Origin of the sequence: Nocardiopsis flavescens (genome assembly GCF_900141985.1) — a bacterium.
Classification (GTDB): domain Bacteria; phylum Actinomycetota; class Actinomycetes; order Streptosporangiales; family Streptosporangiaceae; genus Nocardiopsis; species Nocardiopsis flavescens.
Genome location: NZ_FQZK01000035.1, coordinates 1 through 18,505 on the forward strand (window position 1 = coordinate 1; position 18,505 = coordinate 18,505).

Genomic DNA, 18,505 nt, shown 5'->3' on the forward strand with positions numbered 1-18,505 from the left:
CCCGGCACCTGGCACGCTCGATCACCTGGGACCAGGGCTCGGAGATGGCCGCGCACGGGGCGTTCACCACCGCCACCGACATCCCCGTCTACTTCTGCGACCCGGCCAGTCCCTGGCAGCGCGGTTCCAACGAGAACACCAACGGGCTGCTGCGCCAGTACTTTCCCAAGGGCACCGACCTGTCCACGCACTCGCCCGAGCACCTGGACGCGGTGGCCGTCCAGCTCAACGGGCGCCCACGCAAAACGCTCGGCTGGGACACCCCAGCCGAGCGCCTTACCGAGCTGCTCCACACAAGCAACTGACCTTCTGTGTTGCAACGACCCCTAGAAACCGCCGAGTCCGCGCGGGCCCCGTCGTGCGGGAGCCGGGCCTCAGGCCCGGACCGCGGCGGCCCGGGAGGTGTCCAGCCGCGCCGGGGCGGCCTCGCCCAGGAAGCTGGGCTTGTGCACCTGGGCGGTGGTCACCAGGTACTCCGCGAGCTCCTCGGCGTCCAGGCGCTTCTCGATCTGGCGCAGGTCGGGGATCTTGGCCGCGGTCTCCACCTGGCGCGGGGTGAGCATGGTGCAGCAGTCCTCGTCGGGCAGCTCCGAGATGGCCAGGGTCCCGATCCGGCGGGCCTGGTCCATGATCTCGGTCTTGTCCATGCCGATCAGCGGGCGCAGGATCGGCAGGTCCACCGCGTCGTCCAGCGCCGTCAGGTTGGCCATGGTCTGGCTGGAGACCTGTCCCAGGGCGTCACCCGTGATCAGGCACTCCGCCTTGAGGTCGTCGGCGAGCACCTCGGCGGTCTTGAGCATGAGCCGCCGCTGGGCGACGATCTGGAGCCGCTCGATCCCCGAGCTCTTCAGCTGCTGCTGGGCCTTGCCGAAGGGGACCACGAACAGGCGGGACCCCACCTGGTAGCGGTCCAGCTGGCGGACCAGGCTGTACGCCTTGTAGATCGACTCCGGCCCGGTGAACGGCATGCCGGAGAAGTGCAGGAAGTCCACCTTCAGGCCGCGCCGGATCATCCGGTGCGCGGCCACCGGCGAGTCGATGCCGCCCGACATCAGCACCAGGCCCCGGCCGCTCATCCCGGCGGGCAGGCCGCCCTGGCCGGGGGTGCCGTCGGTGAAGACGAACGCCTCGTCCTTGTCCACCTCGACGTACAGGGTGTTGTCCGGGCGCTTGAGTTTCACCGGGTAGCCGTACGCCTTGACGATCTCCGAGCCCAGGTACCCGGCCAGCTCCGAGGAGGTCATCTCGAACCGCTTGTCGCGGCGGCGGGCGCGCACCGCGAAGCTGCCCTCGCGGCCCTCCATCGAGCGCACGGCCACGTCGGTGATCGAGGCCGTGTCCTTGGGCACCCGGCGCACCAGGTGCACCCAGACCACCCCCATGACGTTCGCCATACGGTCGGCGATCTCGGCGACCTCGATGTCGGAGGCGCCGGGCCTGCGCACGATGATCACACCGGAGCCGCGCTGGGAGACGCGGACCTCGCCCAGGTCGCGCACGGACGCGCGGATGTTGTTGTGCAGGCGGCGCTCGAACAGCTTGCGGTTGGAGCCCTTGAGGACGATCTCGCCGAGCTTCATGAGCACGCAGAGCTCGCCCAGCCCGTCTGCAGTACCGCCGACGGGGACCGGTGCGGACTCAAGCGACGCGGACATGGGTGGTACCTCCGGATAGACATGCGCGGGTGCCCGGTTGCTCGCGACAGGACCGGCGGTGGCGGGAAACCGGGATCGCCCATCGCCGTACTTCTACCAGTATCGAACATCCTCCCCACCGCTCCATCCATATTTCGGTCCGCACGGAAGACGGCGCCACCGGGTGAACACCGTGCGTATTCGCCGGGGTAAAACCTAGGATCGCGGCATGGCCTTGTTCGTCCACCTCACCCCCGCCGCGAACACCGTTCGCCTGCGCCGCGCGGGGGTCCGCGCGGCCGGCCGCGGCCGCGGCGGGGAGCGCGGCGTGTACTGCTTCCCCGTGCTGCCGTGCTACACGACCACCCACCAGTGGCTGCGGGAACTCGCCCGCGACGACGACCACCGCAGGTTCGTCGCGGTGCACATCCGGCTGGACGACGCCCAGCCGGTCACGGTCGGGCACCACGCGGACCTCCCGCTGCGGGTCACCGCGCGGGAGGCGGTCCGGATCGTGCGGTCCCTGGACGATCCGCGGGGCTGGGAGGTCTTCGTCCCCCGCACCGTCACGGTGCGTGAGATCCACCGTGTGCGCGGCGTGGCACCGGACGCGGGTCGGCACCCGCGGGGGGCCTTCGACTGCTCCTGCGCGGTCCGTGCCGGCGAGCCGGCCCTCCTCTGAGGGCCGGACGCGCACACGCGGACGCCCCCTCCCCGGGAGCGCGGGAGGGGGCGTCCGGGGCGCCGGTCGCGGCGCCCCGCGGGGACGCGTGTTCCGCCGCGCCCCCGAGATCCCCGGCGTCAGCCGAAGAAGACCTCGGCCTCGGCGTAGCGCTCGGCCGGGACCGTCTTGAGGGTGTCGGTGGCCTCGGCCAGGTCCACGCGCACGATGTCGGTGCCCTGGAGGCCGACCATCTTGCCGAAGGACTTGTCGTGCACGGCGTCGATGGCGTTGACGCCCAGGCGGGTGGCGAGCACGCGGTCGAACGCGGTCGGGGTGCCGCCGCGCTGCACGTGGCCCAGGACCACCGAGCGGGCCTCCTTGCCGGTGCGCCGCTCGATCTCCTCCGCCAGGGTCTGGCCGATGCCGCCCAGGCGGACGTGGCCGAAGGAGTCCGTCTCGCCGGTGGCGAGCTCCATCTGCCCTTCCTTGGGGTGGGCGCCCTCGGCGACCACGATGATCGGCGCGTACTGGGTGCGGAAGCGGCTCTCGACGTGCGCGACGACCTCGTCGATGTCGAAGGGGCGCTCGGGGATGAGGATGACGTTGGCGCCGGCGGCCATGCCCGAGTGCAGGGCGATCCACCCGGCGTGGCGGCCCATGACCTCCACGACCAGGGCGCGGTGGTGCGACTCCGCGGTGGTGTGCAGGCGGTCGATCGCCTCCATCGCGATGTTCACGGCCGTGTCGAACCCGAAGGTGTAGTCCGTGGCGTTGAGGTCGTTGTCGATGGTCTTGGGCACGCCGACCACGTTGACGCCGCGGTCGTGGAGCTGGCGGGCCACGCCCAGGGTGTCCTCGCCGCCGATGGCGACCAGGGCGTCGACGCCCAGGCCCGCCATGTTGTCCTTGACGCGCTCGACGCCGCCCTCGATCTTCATGAGGTTGGTGCGGGAGGAGCCCAGGATGGTGCCGCCGCGCGGGAGGATGCCGCGCACGGCCTCGATGTCCAGGGGCATGGTGTCGCCCTCCAGGGGGCCGCGCCAGCCGTCCCGGAAGCCGATGAACTCGTAGCCGTAGTCCTTGATGCCCTTGCGGACCACGGCCCGGATGACCGCGTTCAGACCAGGGCAGTCGCCGCCGCCGGTCAGCACCCCGACACGCATACGAAATCTCCTCGACGTTGTGGGTCGGCGCATAGCGCCATATGGTCTAGACCATAGTGGTCCGGGGTATCCCAGGCCAACCCGGACCGGTGAACAGTGCCCGAACCGCGCCGCGGTGCACCCGCGGCGGCGCGGGCGGGGACGGTCAGTCGTCGAGGCCGCGGTCGATGGCGTAGCGCACCAGCTCCACCCGGTTGTGCAGGTGCAGTTTGGTGAGGGTGTTCTGCACGTGGTTCTGCACCGTGCGGTGGGCGATCGACAGCCGCTGCGCGATCTGCTTGTAGGCCAGGCCCTTGGCGACCAGGCGCAGCACCTCGGTCTCGCGCGGGGTCAGCGCGGGGGTGCCGTCGCCGCCGTCCCGCTCGCGCGCGGACGAGAGCCGGCGGTACTCGCCCAGCACCAGCCCGGCGAGCCCGGCGGTGTAGACGGCCTCGCCGCGGTTCACCCGCCGCACCGCGTCCAGGAGCTCGTCGCGGCCCGCCGACTTGACGAGGTAGCCGGTGGCCCCGGCCTTCACGGCGGCCAGCACGTCGTCCCCGGCGCCGCTGGCCGACAGCACCAGCACCCGGGGCGGTCCGGCCAGGGCGGTCAGGCCCGCCGTCAGCTCCACCCCCGTCATGTCCGGCAGGTGCAGGTCGACGATGGCCAGGGTGGGCCGGGCCGCGGGGGCGATCCGCAGCGCCTTGGCGCCGTCGCCCGCCGTGCCCACCACCGTCAGCCCGGCCTCGTCGAGGTCGCGCGCGACGGCGTCGCGCCACATGGGGTGGTCGTCCACGACCAGGACCCGGATCTCCTCGCCGTTCTCCATCGCGTCCTCCTGCAAAGCGGTCGCCGGGGCCGTGGCCGGTGGGGGTCCTTCCGGCCGGGCGGCGGGAGGGGTCACGCGGGACTCTATCCCAAGCGCGTCCGCGGTAGGCGGGCCCCGGACGGGGGAGGGGGCGCGGGCCCTGCGGCCCGCGCCCCCTCCGTGTTCCCGGCGTTCCCGGCGGGGTCAGTCGTCGTCGTCCTCGTCGAAGGAGAAGGGCGTCGCGGTGATCGTGATCTCGGTGCCCTCGGGCGCCTTGCCGGTGTGCGACTGGTTCGAGACGATCCGGCCGCCCAGGATGCGGTCCACCTTCACGTCGAACCCGGCCTCCTCCAGCTCCTCGCGGGCCTCGCGGAAGTTCATGCCCACCACGTCGGGGATCTCCACGCCCGGCGGGCCGGTGGAGACGGTCAGCTCGACCTCGCTGCCCGCGCTCAGCGTGGTGCCGGTGTCGGGGTTCTGGCTGATCACCAGGCCCTCGTCCACGCTGTCGCTCTCGGCATCGACGATGCTCACGGTCAGACCCAGGTCCTCCAGGGTCCGCCTGGCGTCCTCGGCCTCCTGCCCCGACACGGCCGGGACGTCGATCCCGCGGCTCACCTCGAAGGTGACGGTCGACTCGCGGTCGGCGGCCTCGCCGGCCGGCGGGTCGGTGGAGATGACCTGCCCGGGCGGGACGTCCGCGGCGTCCACGACGTTCTGCTCCAGGCTCTCCGGGGCGAACCCCAGCTCCTCCATCTTCTTGAGCGCGTTGGAGATGTCCTCGCCCTCGAACTCGGGCATCTCGATCTCCTGCGGCCCCTTGGACAGGTGCAGGGTGACCTCCTCGCCGGGGGTCAGCCGCTCCCCGGCCGCGGGCTCCACCTCGCCGACGGTGCCCGCCGCCTCGCCGCTGTAGACCTGCTCGTCGGCCACCAGGCACTTCAGGCCCGCGTCGCGGACCTGGGCGCAGGCGGCCTCCTGCTCGGCGCCGACGACCTCGGGGACCTCCTCGAACCGGCCCAGGAGGAACCACCAGCCGGCCGCGAGCACGACCAGGGCCAGGGCCGCGGCGCCCGCGCCCAGCAGGATGCCGCGGCGGCGCCGCTCCGCAGGTCCGCCCCCGGGGTAGTCGTCCCGGTAGCCGTCGTCCTCGTCGTCGTAGGGGTCGCTCGGACCCATCGACACGATCATGGTGGCGTTCTCGGTGCCCGGTCCGGCCCCGCCCGCGATGAGCTGCGGGGCGGTCACAGAGGCCGTCGCAGCCGCGGCCGGGGCGACCGGGGGCAGCGGGGCGCCGCCGCCCCGCGCGGCCTCCGGCAGCCGGTGCAGCACCTCCAGCACCTTGGCCAGGAACTGCCCGGCGTTGCCCGGGCGGTAGCGGGGGTCGCGCTCGGTCGCCTTGGTGACCAGCCCGTCCACCTCGGGCGGCAGGCCGGGCAGGAAGTGCGACGGGCGGGGCACGTCCTCGTTGACGTGCTGGTAGGCGATCGCGATGGGCGTCTCGCCGGTGTGCGGCTGGCCGCCGGTGAGCAGCTCGTAGAGCATGATCCCGGCGGCGTACACGTCGGTGCGCGCGTCGGCGGTGCCCCGCTCGATCTGCTCCGGCGCCAGGTAGGCCGCGGTGCCCATGAGGGTGCCGGTCCGGGTCAGGCCCTGGGTGGACTGCTCCACCGCGCGGGCCAGGCCGAAGTCGGCGACCTTGATCCGGCCGTCCTCGGTGATGAGGACGTTCTCGGGCTTGATGTCGCGGTGCACCATGCCCGCCTGGTGGGCGGCGCCCAGCGCGGCGAGCACCGGGGCCATCACGTTCAGGGCGTCGTGCGCGTTCAGGCGGCCGCGCTCGTTGAGCAGGGCGCGCAGGGTGCGGCCCGGCACGTACTCCATCGCCAGGAACACGTGGCCCCGGTCCTCGCCCTGGTCGAAGACCTGGACGACGTTGGGGTGGGAGAGCTTGGCGACGGAGTGCGCCTCGTTGATGAAGCGCTGGACGAAGGTGGGGTCCTGGGCCAGCGAAGGGTGCATCACCTTCAGCGCCAGCCGACGGTCCAGCCTCAGGTCGTGGGCGACGTAGACGGTCGCCATCCCGCCTCCGGCGATCCTGGACTCCACGAAGTAGCGTTGGTCCAGGGTGGCGCCCACGAGCGGGTCGGAAGTCGTCATGTCCACGGCGGAGTAGTGTCCTTGCTGCGGGGAGCGCGGGCTGTCGCGGTCGCTGGCGCGTACCCGACACCGGGTGTCGAACCGACACGATAGCGGAAGCCCGCCCCGGATCTGCCCCGCGGTTCACGGCCGCGCCGCCCCTGCTCCACGGGGGGCGGGGCGCGCGGACCTGGGTCGTCCTCGGGTGCGCGGTGCCCGGTTCCGGGCGGTGCGCACCCCTCTTCACGGTAGGGGATGGGGGCAACGGCACGGCGCCGCCGCACCGGAGACCGCCCCGGTGCGTCCTGATCAGTGCTCTGACCAGCGAAAACACCGTGAACGACCGGATTCGGGCGCCCCATGCCCGCATGGGATGGTCCGAGCGCCCGGAATCCGCGTCCCCCGTATCTTCGTTGCTCGGTGAGCGTTTTCGGTTCCGGATCGCTCACACCGGTACGGAAGGGGCGCGGTCCCCCCGTGTTCGAGGTCTCTTTTCGTCCGCGGGGCAGGCCGGTCCGCGGGCGCCCGTCAGTCGACGGCGGGCGAGGAGGCGCGGGCGTGCCGACGCACCGGGATGCGGCCCGCCCGCCGGGCGGCGCGCCCGGCGCGCACCGCGTCGCGCATCGCCCCGGCCATGAGCACCGGGTCCTCGGCGCGGGTCACCGCGCTGGCCAGCAGGACCGCGTCGCAGCCCAGCTCCATCGCCAGGGCGGCGTCGCTGGCCGTGCCGATCCCGGCGTCGACGATCACGGGGACCCCCGCCTGCTCCACGATCAGCTCCAGGTTGTGCGGGTTGCGGATGCCCAGCCCGGAGCCGATCGGCGCGGCCAGCGGCATCACCGCGGCGCAGCCGGCCTGCTCCAGGCGGCGGGCCAGCACCGGGTCGTCGTTGGTGTACGGCAGCACGGTGAACCCCTCGTCCACCAGCCGCTCGGCGGCCTCCAGCAGCTCCACCGGGTCGGGCAGCAGCGTGTGCTCGTCCGCCACGACCTCCAGCTTTACCCAGTCGGTGCCCAGCGCCTCCCGGCCCAGCCGGGCGGTGCGCACGGCGTCGGCCGCGGTGAAGCACCCGGCGGTGTTGGGCAGCGGGCGGATGCCGTTGCGTTCGAGCACGTCCCACACCGACCCGCGCGCGCCCGGGGTGACCCGGCGCATGGCCACGGTGGTCAGCTCGGTGCCCGAGGCGGCCAGCGCCTCCTCCAGGACCTCCAGAGAGGGTGCCCCGCCGGTGCCGGTGATGAGCCGCGACCCGAAGGACGCACCGGCGATGACCAGGGGGTCGTCGTTGCGCTCGGACACGGTCAGCCCCCCTGCACGGCGGTGAGGACGTCGACGCGGTCGCCCGCCCCCAGGCGGGTGCCGGACCAGGCGGTGCGGCGCACCACCTCGTCGTTGACGGCGACGGCGATGCCCCCGGGGATCGCGTCGGCCCCCGCGGCGGTCAGGTCGCGCACGATCTCCTCGACCGTGACGGTGTCGGCGGCCTCTCGGCGGTCGCCGTTGACGATCAGCTCCACAGCTCTCACTCCCACGTCGTCGTCTCGTCGGCACGGTCGGCGGCGAACCGCTCCGCGTACCCGGGAAGGGTCCCGGTGGTCAGGGCGCGGGCCATGACCTCCCCGGTGACCGGGGTCAGCAGCACCCCGTGCCGGAAGTGCCCCCCGGCCAGGTGCAGGCCGGGGACCCGGGTGGGTCCCAGCAGGGGCTCGTTGTCGGGGGACCCGGGGCGCAGGCCCACGCAGGTCTCGGTGATCTCCAGCTCGGTCACCCCGGGCACCAGCTCGCGGGCGTCCCGGAGCACCTGCCACAGCCCGCCCACGGTCGGGGAGGTGTCGTAGCCCAGCTCCTCCTGGGTGGCGCCGATGACGACCTCGCCGTCGGCGCGCGGCACCAGGTACACGGGGAAGCCGCGGACCAGGCCCCGGACCGTCCGCCCCACCAGGGGCGGTTCCCCGGCGGGCACGCGGGTGCGCAGCAGCTGGCCCTTGACCGGGCGCAGCGGCGGCACCACGGGCTCGGGCAGGCCGATCCGGTCGCTCCAGCACCCGGCCGCGACCACCGCCTGGTCGGCGGGCAGCACGCGGCCGTCGTCCAGGACGACGCCCAGCCGGGCGCCCCGCGGGCCGGGCCGCTCCACGGAGGCGACCCGGGCGCCGACCTCGGCGACGCCGGCGCGCGCTCCCGCCGCGGCCAGGGCGCGCAGCAGCAGGCGCGGGTCCACCGAGTGGTCGTCGGGGGCGAGCACGCCGCCGCGCACCGACGGGGCCAGCACCGGCTCCAGGCGTCGGCACTCGCGGCCGGTCAGCCGCTCGGTGGCCACGCCCAGGCGCCGCTGCAGCTTGTGCAGGCGGTCCAGGACCGCCAGGTCGTCGGCGTCGAAGGCGACCAGCAGCGTGCCGGTGGCGCGGTACCCCACCTCCAGGCCGCTCGCCTCCTCCAGTTCGGCGACGAACCCCGGGAACAGGGCGGCCGAGCGGATGCCGAACTCCATGAGCGGCTCCTCGCCGAACACCGCCTCGGTGGCCGGGGTGAGCATGCCCGCCGCGACGGCGGAGGCGGCCCGGGCCCGGGCCGGGTCGGCGACCGGGTCGGGTTCGACCAGCGTGACCCGCAGCCCGGCCTGCGCCGCCCGCCAGGCGGTGACCCGCCCGGCCAGGCCGCCGCCGGCCACGACCACGCCGGGGCCCGGTGCATCGGGGGCCGGCGCGTCAGAGGTAGGACGAATCGTGTCGGGCTCTGGCCCGGTGCCCGGAACGCGCACGGTGCTGCCTCCGCTCCCTTCGCCGGCATGACCCGGATCAGGTTCGTGCGGTCGGGGGCTGCGGCCCCCCTCTCAGCCGGGTCCACCCGGCTCCCGCGGGACGTCTGTGTTCGCCCCACATACTACGGCCCCCGCTCCGGTGCGGCCGAGCCGGCGTCCGCGGCGCGCTCGGTGCCCGTGCGGGCTCCGCCTGTGGCAGATTGGTGGGGTGACATCTAGTGATTCCAACCTCGACACGCTGGTCGGCGAGTGGCTGACCCTCCGGGAGGCGGCCGCGCCGCTGGGCGTGAGCCCGAACCGCATCAAGACGCTCATCCGCGAGAACCGGCTCATGGGAGTGGTCCGCGGCGGCGAGCTCTCGATCCCGGCCGCGTTCATCGACGGCGACGACCTCGTCAAGGGGCTGCCCGGCACCCTGGTGCTGCTCAGCGACGCGGGCTACTCCACGGAGGAGGCGCTGCGCTGGCTCTTCACCCCGGACGACACCCTGCCCGGAACGCCGATCCTGGCGATGCGCGAGAACCGGGGCACCGAGGTGCGCCGCCGCGCCCAGGGCCTGGCCTTCTGACCCCTGCGGGGCGGGCGCGCCCGCGTCGCCCGCCCCCTTGGGCAGGGCCGGACCAGGCCCTAGGCTGGTGGGCGTGAGGACCAGCCACGGAACCAGCCTGCGCAAGCGCCTGGACGCATCCCTTCTGTACCTGTGCACCGACGCCCGACGCGAGCGCGGTGATCTCGCGGAGTTCGCCGAAGCCGCCCTGTCCGGGGGAGTGGACATCCTCCAGCTCCGGGACAAGGGCCTGGAGGCGCGCGAGGAGCTCGCCGCGCTGGAGGTGCTGCGGGAGGCGTGCGAGCGGCACGGCGCCCTGCTCGCGGTCAACGACCGCGCCGACATCGCCCGCGCCGTGCGCGCGGACGTGCTCCACCTGGGGCAGCGCGACCTGCCGGTGCCCATGGCCCGGGACGTCGTCGGCGCCGACCCGCTGATCGGGCGCTCCAACAACGACATCGACGCCGCGCTGGCCTCCGCCGAGGAGCCGGGCAGCGACTACTTCTGCGTCGGTCCGGTCTGGGCCACGCCCACCAAGCCGGGGCGCCCCGCGGCCGGGACCGCCCTGGTGGAGCGGGCCGCGGCGCTGGGGACCGACCGGCCCTGGTTCGCGATCGGCGGCATCGACGCCGACTCCGTGGACCGGGTCCTGGACGCGGGGGCCCGGCGGATCGTCGTCGTGCGCGCCGTCACGGAGGCCGAGGACCCGCGGGCCGCCGCCGCCGCGCTGCGCGCCCGCGTGGCCGCGCGCCTGGACTGAGCGGACCCGCCGGCCCCGGACCCCGCGCGGGGTCCGGGGCCGGCGGGTCCGGACCGGTGTCAGCGCCGGCCGGCGGCCCGCCGGAACAGCCACCCGGTGAGCGCCGCCCCCGCCAGGCCCAGGGCGGTCAGCCACAGCACCGCGGCCCAGGCGTGCTCCCCCGGGCCCGCGCCCGAGGTGAGCGCGCGCAGCGTCTCGGTGACCGGGGTGACGGGCTGGTGCGCGGCCACCCCGTGCAGGAACCCGGGCAGTCCCTCCACCGGGACGAACGCGGTGGAGAGGTAGGGCGGGAAGAGTGCCGCGAACGCGAAGGTCGCGGCGGTGTCGGGGCCGCCCGAGGCCAGGCCCCAGGCGGCGGCCAGCACGGTCAGCACCGTGATGTACCCGGCCACCAGCGCGGCGGCGCCCAGCCACTCCAGGGGCCCGGCCTGCGGCCGAAAGCCCAGGGCCACCGCCACCAGCAGCACGATCGCCGTGGACAGCAGGTTGCGCAGCACGCTGGCCGCCACGTGGCCGGTGATGACGGACGAGGCCCGGACCGGCATGGTCCGCAGGCGCCGCACCACCCCCGTGGACAGGTCGGCGTGCACGGCCGTCGCGGTCATCGCCGCCCCGAAGCCGGCGCACAGGAGCATCACGCCCGGCGTCACGTACTCCACGTAGGAGCCCCCCGCCATGTCCTCCATGGCGGCCCCGAAGACGGTGACGAACAGGAGCATGATCGCGACCGGGGCCACCACGGCGGTCACGGTCCCGTCGGGGTCGCGCAGGGAGCGGACCAGGCAGCGGCCGGTCATCACCCGTTCGGCGCGCAGGAGGCTCACGGCCGACCGCCCCCGTTCCCGGTCAGGGCGAGGAACACGTCGTCCATGCCCGGTCCGCGCACCGCCACCCGGGAGACGGCGATCCCGGCCCGGTGCCGTTCGTCGAGCACCCGCCGCAGGTGGTCCGCGGTGGCCTCCCCGGGGACGCGCTCGGTGCCGCCGTCCGCCAGGGACAGCTCGATCCACTCCCCGCCCACGCGGTCCTTGAGCTCGGCGGGGCTGCCCTGTGCGACGATCCGCCCGCGGTCGAGCACGGCGATCCGGTCGGCCAGCACGTCGGCCTCCTCCAGGTACTGGGTGGTGAGCAGGACGGTGGTCCCGTCGGCGGCCAGTGCGCCGATCGTGCGCCACAGGGCCCGCCGGGCCCGGGTGTCCATGCCGGTGGTGGGCTCGTCCAGGAACAGGACCGCGGGGGACCCGGTCAGTCCCGCGGCCAGGTCCAGGCGGCGGCGCATGCCGCCGGAGTACTCGGCGACCCGCCGGTCGGCGGCGTCGGCCAGGTCGAAGCGCTCCAGCAGCGCGGCCGCGCGGTCCCGGGCGGCGCGGCGCCCGGCGCCCAGCAGGCGGGCCACCATGACCAGGTTCTCCCGGCCGGTGAGCTCTTCGTCGACGGTCGCGTACTGGCCGGTGGCGCTGATCACGTGCCGCACCCGGCGGGCCCGGCGCACCACGTCCAGGCCCAGGACCTCGGCGGTGCCCGCGTCGGGGCGGACCAGGGTCGTCAGCACGTCTATGAGGGTGGTCTTGCCCGCCCCGTTGGGGCCCAGCAGGGCGAAGACGCCCCCGGCGGGCACGTCCAGGTCGATCCCCGCCAGGACCTCGGCGCCGCCGTAGGCCTTGCGCAGACCCCGGACGACGACGGCGGGTGCCGCACCGGGGAGGGTTCTGGTTTCCATGTTCTACAGCGTAACACTTACGCAGTATTACTGCGCAACCCCTACGCGGTAAGCGTCCGTGCCCGGCCCCCGCCGTCACTACGCTGGAGGCATGCCAGAACAGGAGGCCGACCCGGCCCTCGTGATCCCCAAGGCCCTGCTGTCCGCGTGGGGCGCGCACCCCGTCAGCCGCAAGGGCCCCCGGCCCCGGCTGACGGTCGAGCGGATCGTGGCGGTGGCCGTGGAACTCGGCGACCGGTACGGGCCCGAGGCCATCACCATGAGCCGCACCGCCGCCGAGCTGGGCGCGGGGACCATGTCCCTGTACCGCTACGTCGAGTCCCGCGCCGACCTGCTCCTGCTGGCCGTGGACGCCGCCCTGGGCGCCCCGCCCCCGCTCGCCGGCGCCACCTGGCGCGAGCGCACGGCCGGCCTGGCCCGGGGCCTGCGCCGGGTCTACCGCGCCCACCCCTGGGCGGCCGAGGTCCCCGTCACGGCCGAGCCCCTGGCCCCCTCGTTCGTCCGCTGGACCGAGGAGGGGCTCACCGCCCTGGAGGAGAGCGGCCTGGACGTCTCCGAGCGCGCCCAGGTCCTCATCCTGCTGTGGACCTACGCCCGCGCGGAGGGGGAGCTGGCCCGGGACCAGGCCCGGGTCCGCGAGAGCGAGGCCCTGGACGCCGCCACAGCGCACCGGGCCTTCCGGCACCGGCTGCGCACCCTCGTTCCCGAGGACGCCTACCCCCGCGTGCGCGAGCTGCTGGCCGGGGACCTGCTGGCCCCGGAACGGGAGCCGCGGGACGACGGAACGGAGCGGGACGACGCGGAGTTCGACCTGGCCGTCGGCCTCATCCTCGACGGCGTGCAGGCCCGGGCGGCCCGCTCCGGGGCGTGACCTTCAGGGGGTCAGCAGCACCTTGCCGGCGACCCGGCGCTCCTCCAGCGCCCGGTGGGCCTGCGCGGCCCGTTCCAGGGGCAGGGTCAGGCCGATGTGCGGGACCAGCTCCCCGGACCGCGCCAGCTCCAGGGCCTCGTCCAGGGCGCCGGCCGCGCCCTCGACCCCGGCCTTGACGTCCAACAGGCCGAAGGCCCGTACCCCGTGCTCGCGGGCCCGGGCGGGCTCGATCTCGGCGAACCGTCCCCCGGCCGACCCGTAGTTGACGAACCGCCCGCCCGCGGCGACGGTGGTGAAGGCGGCCTCGCCCAGCGAGGAGCCCGCCCCGTCCAGGACGGTGTCCACGCCGGCGCCGCCGGTGAGCTCCATGACGCGGTCGGTCCACCCCGGCAGGGAGTAGTCGACCGTCTCGTGCGCCCCCAGGCGCCGGGCCAGGTCGAGCTTGGCGCCTCCCCGGGCGGCGGCGATCACGCGCGCCCCGGCCCGGCGCGCCAGCTGTACCGACAGGCTGCCCGCGCCGCCGGCCGCCGCGGCCACCAGCACAGTCAGCCCGGGCCGGTGCCCGGCGGTCCGGGCGAGCGCCAGCGCGGTGGGCCCGTCGTGCAGCAGGGCCAGCGCGTGCCGCGGTTCGACCCCCTCGGGGACCCGGACCAGGTCGGCCGCGGGGACCACCGCCCGCTCGGCGTACCCGCCGACCGGGAGCCGGCCGCCCCCCTGCGCGGGCTCCCCGGTGTCGGCCACCACCCGGGCCCCCGTCCAGGTCGGGTCCGTGCCGGGGCCGGTCCGGGTCACCGTTCCCGCGACCCCGGTGCCGGGGACGTAGGGGGGAGTCACGGGGAAGTGGTCGCGCTCCCGGCCGGAGCGGACCAGGACCTCCAGGTACATCACGTTGGCGGCCTCGACCTCGATCTCGACCGTGCCGGGCCGCAGTCCGGGGTCGGGGACCTCCCGGGCCACCAGGACCTCGGGGCCGCCGAACCGGTCCACTCGTACCGCGCGCATGGGTCTTCCCCTCCGATGGGAGTGCGCCGCGAGGACCGCGGCGACACCCACCCTCTAACCTCAACTAATATTGAGGTCAATGCCCGCGCAGCGGGAGCGCGGGCGGGGAGCGGCCCCGGGGGAGGGGCCCGGACCTCTCAGACGGACACGTGGGACAGGGCGCTCGGGTGGCGGCGCAGGAAGCCCTCGATCGACCGGGCCGGGTGCCCGGTCAGCTTCCGGACCGCGGTCGAGACCTCGTCCAGCTCCCCGGCGGCGATCGCCTCGTAGGAGGAGACCCACCCCTCCACCTCCCAGTCCGGCGCGCCGGTGCCCTTGCGGGACAGCAGCGCCTCCTCCCGGGTCTCGGGCACGTAGCGGACGGTCCGGCCGGTCAGTGTGCTCAGCCGGTCCACGGTGGCGCCCAGGGAGAGCGCCTCGGGGCCGGTCAGGTCATAGGTCGCGTTCTCGTCGGCGGGGCCGGTCAGCACGGCCGCCGCCGCGTCGGCGATGTCGTCGCGGGCCACCCACGCCACCCGGCCGTCCCCGGCGGGGCCGCGCACCACGCCGTCGCCGTCCACCCACCGCGGCAGCAGGTCCAGGTACAGGGAGGGTCTCAGGAACGTGTACGCCACCCCCGTCGACCGGATGTGGGCCTCGGTGAAGAAGTGCGTCCGCGCGAACGTGAACGTCGAGGCCGGCCCGGCCCGCAGGAAGGACAGGTAGACGATCCGCGAGACCCCCGCCGCGACCGCCGCGTCCACCGCGCTCAGGTGCACCTCCATCCGGTCCCGCGACTCCGTCGCCGAGACCAGGAACAGCGTGTCCACCCCCCGGCACGCCCGCTCGAACCCGCGGGCGTCCTCGTAGTCCGCCATGGCCGCGCTGCTGCCCGGGTACTCGGGCGCGCGGTTGATGTCGCGTACGATGAGCCGCTGCGCCCGGCCCAGACGCGCGAGGCGGGCGGCAACGCGCCCGCCCACCGCCCCGGTCGACCCGGTCACCCCTATGGTGTGGTTTGTCATGTGATCGTCGCCCATGACACCCCATCCTGAAGGACGAGGGCGTGCCGGGCACTCACCGGCACGCCCGTTTTTGCGCCCCCGGATCAGGGGGTGGTGCGCTCTTGGCCCTCGGCCCCGGGAGGAGCCGCGGCGGCCCGCGCCCCCTCCGGGGCGGGGCGCCGGTAGGAGAGCCTGCGCAGCAGCACCTCGGCCGGCCCCCGGACCCCCCGCCGCTCCATCAGGTAGGCGGCCGCCACCGTGGCCAGCCACACCCCCACCGCGTACAGGAACATCGTCCACGAGGTCAGCTGCCCGCCCAGCCCCAGGCCCCAGGCGGCCAGCACCGGGGCGCACAGCACCGACTGGGCCAGGTACGACGACAGCGACCGCTTGCCGGTCGCGGTGATCGCGGTCAGCACGACGCCGGGCGCGCGGCCCCGCTCCCGGATCGCGTGGGCGACCAGGGCGATGAGCGCGACGTACCCCAGCCCGCCGAACATCCCGCTGAACATGTGCGGCACCGAGAGCGCCGCGGCCTGGGCCTCGGTGGCCTCCCAGGCGCCCACCTGGACGAGGGCGCCGGGCAGCGCGCCCAGCCAGGCGGCAGGGATGCCCAGGGCCGCGGTCCACCGCAGCAGCGGCAGGTGGCGGCCCGGCTCCTCCAGCACCCGGCGGCGCGCCGCCCAGAACGCCAGCAGGATCATCGTCGGCACCACCAGGCCCAGCAGGCCCTGCGAGAAGCTGATCACCGGCCAGACGAGGACGCGGGCCAGGGCGGCGGAGAGGACCGACGTCTCCGCCGCGCTGCCGGCCATCCAGTCCACCCCGCCGGCCATGGCCGCCTGGTCGTCGGGGAGCAGGAACACGCCCGCGACGCTGAACAGGGTCAGCAGGCCGAGCAGGCCGGTGAACACCCCGGCCCACACCAGCAGGGTCGTGTCCCTGCGCCGGAGGAACAGCCAGGCCAGCACCAGGCCGGCCAGGCCGTAGGCGCCCAGCACGTCGCCGAACCACAGCAGCAGGGCGTGGAAGAAGCCGAACACCAGGAGCCACAGGTTGCGCCGCCGCAGCAGGGCGTTCACGTCCGCGGGCGAGGCGCCGGCGGCCTCCTGGCGCATCGCCAGCTGCACCATGCCGTAGCCGAACAGGAAGGCGAACATCGGATAACTGCGGGCGTCCACCGCCACGACGGTGAAGAACTGCGCGACCGCGTCCAGCGCACCCTGGGGCTCGGGGTGCGCGCTCAGGGCGCTCATGGGCACGGCCCACAGGTACCAGACGGAGTTCGCCAGGGCGATGAACAGGAGCATGAAACCGCGCGCCAGGTCGGGGGCGAGCGCCCGCTCGCCCGTTCCCACCGGGCCGCGCGCGGCGGTGTGCCGAGACATGGATGAGCCCCTCCGGTCGAGATATATCTCTTGCTCGATTCAACCGGAGGGGCAAGGTCGGGCACAATGCACTTTCGGTGTGTGAACACCCCTGAAATCCCCCTTAAGGGACAGGGGTCGGCCACCGCCGCGGGCGCGCGGCGCCCCGGCTCAGTGCGTGCGCCGGGTGGCCGCCGCCACCATCGCGCGCAGCGGCTCGCGCGCGGCGTCGTCCAGCTCCGGGCTCTCCAGCGCGGCCAGCGCCTCCCCGGCGTAGCGCTCGATGAGCCCCTCGCAGGCGGCCAGCGCCCCGGACGACTCGATCAGCCCGCACATCCACTCCACGGACTCCGCCGACAGGTCCGGCGCCCCCAGCAGCGAGGTGAACCGCGCGCCGTCGGCCGCCCCCGCCCGGGCCAGCGTCTCCGCGGCCACCAGGGTCCGCTTGCCCTCGCGCAGGTCGTCCCCCGCCGGCTTGCCGGTCGTGGAGGGGTCGCCGAACACGCCCAGCACGTCGTCGCGCAGCTGGAAGGCCACGCCCAGCGGCAGGCCGTAGGCGGTGTAGACGCCCTCCAGCTCGGGCAGCCGCCCGGCCAGCGCCGCGCCCAGGTGCAGCGGCCGCTCCACCGTGTACTTGGCCGACTTGTAGCGCATCACCCGCAGCGCCGCCTCGCGGGTCCCGGTGCCGCGCACCTGCTCCAGGGTGTCCAGGTACTGCCCGGCCATCACCTCGGTGCGCATCGCGTCGAAGGGGCGCCGCCCCAGCGCCAGCGTCTCCTGGCCGAACCCGCTGGCCTGGTACATCTCGTCGGACCAGGCCAGGCACAGGTCGCCGATGAGGATGGCCGCCCCGCGGCCGAAGCCCTCGCTGTCACCGCTCCACCCCTGGGCGGCGTGCAGCCCGGACAGCCGCTTGTGGGTGGCCGGCAGGCCCCGCCGGGTGTCGCTGTTGTCGATGACGTCGTCGTGGATGAGCGCGCAGGCCTGGAGGAACTCCAGCGAGGCCGCCGCCCGTACGATCCGCCCGTCGCCGGCCGCGCCCCCGGCGCCGCGCCAGCCCCAGTAGCAGAAGGTGGGCCGCAGGCGCTTGCCCCCGGCGAGCATGGCCTCCAGCGCGTCCGCCGCCGGGGCCAGCTCCTCGCCGATCTCCAGCAGGAGGGCGCGGTGGTCGGCGCAGAACGCGGCCAGCTCCCGGTCGGCGTCGGCGCGGATCACGGAGACGGGAGGGGACGAGGAGGTGGAAGGGGAAGCGAAAGCGGCCATGAACAGCACACTAGCGGCTCGGTTCGGGCGTCTCGCCCCGATCCCGTACATCCGCCCCCTTCCACAGGGCGACCAGGACGAACGACACCGTGACCAGCAGCGCCCAGGCCCCCAGCTTGTCCGGATGGACCAGCGCCCACACCTGTGCCTGGTGCGGGTACCGCCAGGCGTCGAACAGGGTCGCGATGTTCTCCGCCACCCACAGGAACACCCCGATCAGCAGGAACGACAGGGCCAGCGGCATGCGCGCCCGCCGCGGCCCCACGGTGAAGTGCACCCACGTGCCCCAGGTCGCCGCGACCAGCAGCAGGGCCAGGGGGACGCGCAGGTCGGGCAGCCAGTGGTGGGTGAGGAAGTTGGCGTAGATCGCGACGGCCACCGCTGTGACGGCCCGGGGGCGGTAGTTCTCCAGCCCCAGGTCCAGCAGCCGCCAGGCCCGCACGATGTAGGAGCCCACCGCGGCGTACATGAACCCGCTGTACAGCGGCACGCCCCACACCACCGACCACGCGGCCTCGGGGTAGGACCACGACCCCATGTGCACCTTGAACAGCTCGAACGCCAGCCCCACCACGTGGAAGCCCGCGATCGCGGCGATCTCCCGGCCGGTCTCCAGCCGCAGCGCCCAGAACAGGGCGGTGAGCGCCACGGCGTAGAGCAGCAGGGCGTCGTAGCGGGGGACCGGCAGCGGCACCGCGGCCGACAGCGCGAATCCCGTGAACATGCACACCGCGAAGGCGCAGGCGCGCGCCTCCAGCAGGCCGAACCGCACCAGCTGGGCGAGGGGGAAGGGGAGGGAGGAAAGGGTCACACGGGGTGGATGCCGCGCCGGGCCCGTCCGGTT

At 74.5% G+C, this 18,505-nt stretch carries 19 protein-coding genes and 1 riboswitch; of the genes, 5 read left to right on the forward strand and 14 right to left on the reverse strand.

The genetic code is table 11. The features are described from left to right. On the forward strand, positions 1–305 hold a 305-nt coding region (locus BUE45_RS28970; protein WP_143173514.1), incomplete at its 5' end, for an IS30 family transposase. Positions 306–374: 69 nt separating this feature from the next. Here the strand turns inward: BUE45_RS28970 and thiI are convergent. After that, positions 375–1,655 carry a tRNA uracil 4-sulfurtransferase ThiI gene (gene thiI / locus BUE45_RS28975; protein WP_073384106.1) on the reverse strand — a complete coding sequence of 427 codons (1,281 nt, stop codon included), beginning with the start codon at positions 1,653–1,655 and terminating at the stop codon, positions 375–377. Between the two features lie 208 nt (positions 1,656–1,863). On the opposite strand from thiI, the gene BUE45_RS28980 reads away from it, so the two are divergent. Continuing rightward, the gene (locus BUE45_RS28980) at positions 1,864–2,316 is read left to right on the forward strand and encodes a hypothetical protein (protein ID WP_073384107.1); all 453 of its coding nucleotides are present in this window, start codon (positions 1,864–1,866) and stop codon (positions 2,314–2,316) included. A gap of 119 nt (positions 2,317–2,435) precedes the next feature. On the opposite strand, the gene BUE45_RS28985 is transcribed toward BUE45_RS28980, so the two are convergent. The 6 genes from BUE45_RS28985 to thiO form a co-directional block, all read right to left on the reverse strand. Next, positions 2,436–3,461, reverse strand: coding sequence for a 6-phosphofructokinase (locus BUE45_RS28985; protein ID WP_073384108.1), 1,026 nt, complete (start codon positions 3,459–3,461; stop codon positions 2,436–2,438). A 145-nt stretch (positions 3,462–3,606) separates the two neighbouring features. Beyond that, complete coding sequence (locus BUE45_RS28990) at positions 3,607–4,269, reverse strand: response regulator (protein WP_073384109.1); 663 nt, start codon at positions 4,267–4,269, stop codon at positions 3,607–3,609. 183 nt (positions 4,270–4,452) lie between these two features. After that, positions 4,453–6,414 (reverse strand): Stk1 family PASTA domain-containing Ser/Thr kinase, encoded by a 1,962-nt coding sequence (gene pknB / locus BUE45_RS28995; protein WP_073384110.1) that lies wholly within the window; start codon positions 6,412–6,414, stop codon positions 4,453–4,455. A gap of 501 nt (positions 6,415–6,915) precedes the next feature. Beyond that, positions 6,916–7,686 carry a thiazole synthase gene (locus BUE45_RS29000; RefSeq protein WP_281256389.1) on the reverse strand — a complete coding sequence of 257 codons (771 nt, stop codon included), beginning with the start codon at positions 7,684–7,686 and terminating at the stop codon, positions 6,916–6,918. Between the two features lie 2 nt (positions 7,687–7,688). After that, positions 7,689–7,904: a sulfur carrier protein ThiS gene (thiS, locus tag BUE45_RS29005; RefSeq protein WP_073384111.1), complete on the reverse strand. Its 216-nt coding sequence runs from the start codon at positions 7,902–7,904 to the stop codon at positions 7,689–7,691. Between the two features lie 5 nt (positions 7,905–7,909). Further along, positions 7,910–9,112, reverse strand: a complete 1,203-nt coding sequence (gene thiO, locus BUE45_RS29010; RefSeq protein WP_073384140.1) for a glycine oxidase ThiO — start codon at positions 9,110–9,112, stop codon at positions 7,910–7,912. A 33-nt stretch (positions 9,113–9,145) separates the two neighbouring features. Continuing rightward, positions 9,146–9,255, reverse strand: a riboswitch (TPP riboswitch). A 101-nt stretch (positions 9,256–9,356) separates the two neighbouring features. Between thiO and BUE45_RS29015 the strand changes: the two genes are divergently transcribed. Together BUE45_RS29015 and thiE are read left to right on the forward strand one after the other, a co-directional pair. Further along, positions 9,357–9,716 carry an Rv2175c family DNA-binding protein gene (locus BUE45_RS29015; protein ID WP_073384112.1) on the forward strand — a complete coding sequence of 120 codons (360 nt, stop codon included), beginning with the start codon at positions 9,357–9,359 and terminating at the stop codon, positions 9,714–9,716. 73 nt (positions 9,717–9,789) lie between these two features. After that, a complete protein-coding gene (gene thiE / locus BUE45_RS29020) occupies positions 9,790–10,455 on the forward strand; it encodes a thiamine phosphate synthase (protein WP_073384141.1) in 666 nt (221 codons plus the stop codon). Between the two features lie 59 nt (positions 10,456–10,514). Here thiE and BUE45_RS29025 read toward each other — a convergent pair whose 3' ends face one another. Next, positions 10,515–11,279, reverse strand: a complete 765-nt coding sequence (locus BUE45_RS29025) for an ABC transporter permease (protein ID WP_073384113.1) — start codon at positions 11,277–11,279, stop codon at positions 10,515–10,517. Next, positions 11,276–12,175 (reverse strand): ATP-binding cassette domain-containing protein, encoded by a 900-nt coding sequence (locus BUE45_RS29030; RefSeq protein ID WP_073384114.1) that lies wholly within the window; start codon positions 12,173–12,175, stop codon positions 11,276–11,278. Before BUE45_RS29030 ends, BUE45_RS29025 begins: the two co-directional genes overlap by 4 nt. A gap of 91 nt (positions 12,176–12,266) precedes the next feature. Here BUE45_RS29030 and BUE45_RS29035 point away from each other — a divergent pair, with 91 nt between their 5' ends. Next, the gene (locus BUE45_RS29035) at positions 12,267–13,046 is read left to right on the forward strand and encodes a TetR/AcrR family transcriptional regulator C-terminal domain-containing protein (protein ID WP_073384115.1); all 780 of its coding nucleotides are present in this window, start codon (positions 12,267–12,269) and stop codon (positions 13,044–13,046) included. A gap of 3 nt (positions 13,047–13,049) precedes the next feature. On the opposite strand, the gene BUE45_RS29040 is transcribed toward BUE45_RS29035, so the two are convergent. The 5 genes from BUE45_RS29040 to BUE45_RS29060 all read right to left on the reverse strand — a co-directional run bounded on the left by BUE45_RS29040 (position 13,050) and on the right by BUE45_RS29060 (position 18,472). Further along, positions 13,050–14,048, reverse strand: coding sequence for a zinc-binding dehydrogenase (locus tag BUE45_RS29040; RefSeq protein WP_073384116.1), 999 nt, complete (start codon positions 14,046–14,048; stop codon positions 13,050–13,052). Positions 14,049–14,185: 137 nt separating this feature from the next. Further along, positions 14,186–15,067 (reverse strand): SDR family oxidoreductase, encoded by an 882-nt coding sequence (locus BUE45_RS29045; protein ID WP_073384117.1) that lies wholly within the window; start codon positions 15,065–15,067, stop codon positions 14,186–14,188. A 68-nt stretch (positions 15,068–15,135) separates the two neighbouring features. Beyond that, the gene (locus BUE45_RS29050; RefSeq protein ID WP_073384118.1) at positions 15,136–16,419 is read right to left on the reverse strand and encodes a DUF418 domain-containing protein; all 1,284 of its coding nucleotides are present in this window, start codon (positions 16,417–16,419) and stop codon (positions 15,136–15,138) included. 150 nt (positions 16,420–16,569) lie between these two features. After that, positions 16,570–17,661: a polyprenyl synthetase family protein gene (locus BUE45_RS29055; protein WP_073384142.1), complete on the reverse strand. Its 1,092-nt coding sequence runs from the start codon at positions 17,659–17,661 to the stop codon at positions 16,570–16,572. Positions 17,662–17,671: 10 nt separating this feature from the next. Next, positions 17,672–18,472 carry a DUF817 domain-containing protein gene (locus BUE45_RS29060; RefSeq protein ID WP_245833540.1) on the reverse strand — a complete coding sequence of 267 codons (801 nt, stop codon included), beginning with the start codon at positions 18,470–18,472 and terminating at the stop codon, positions 17,672–17,674. Positions 18,473–18,505: the final 33 nt, after the last annotated feature.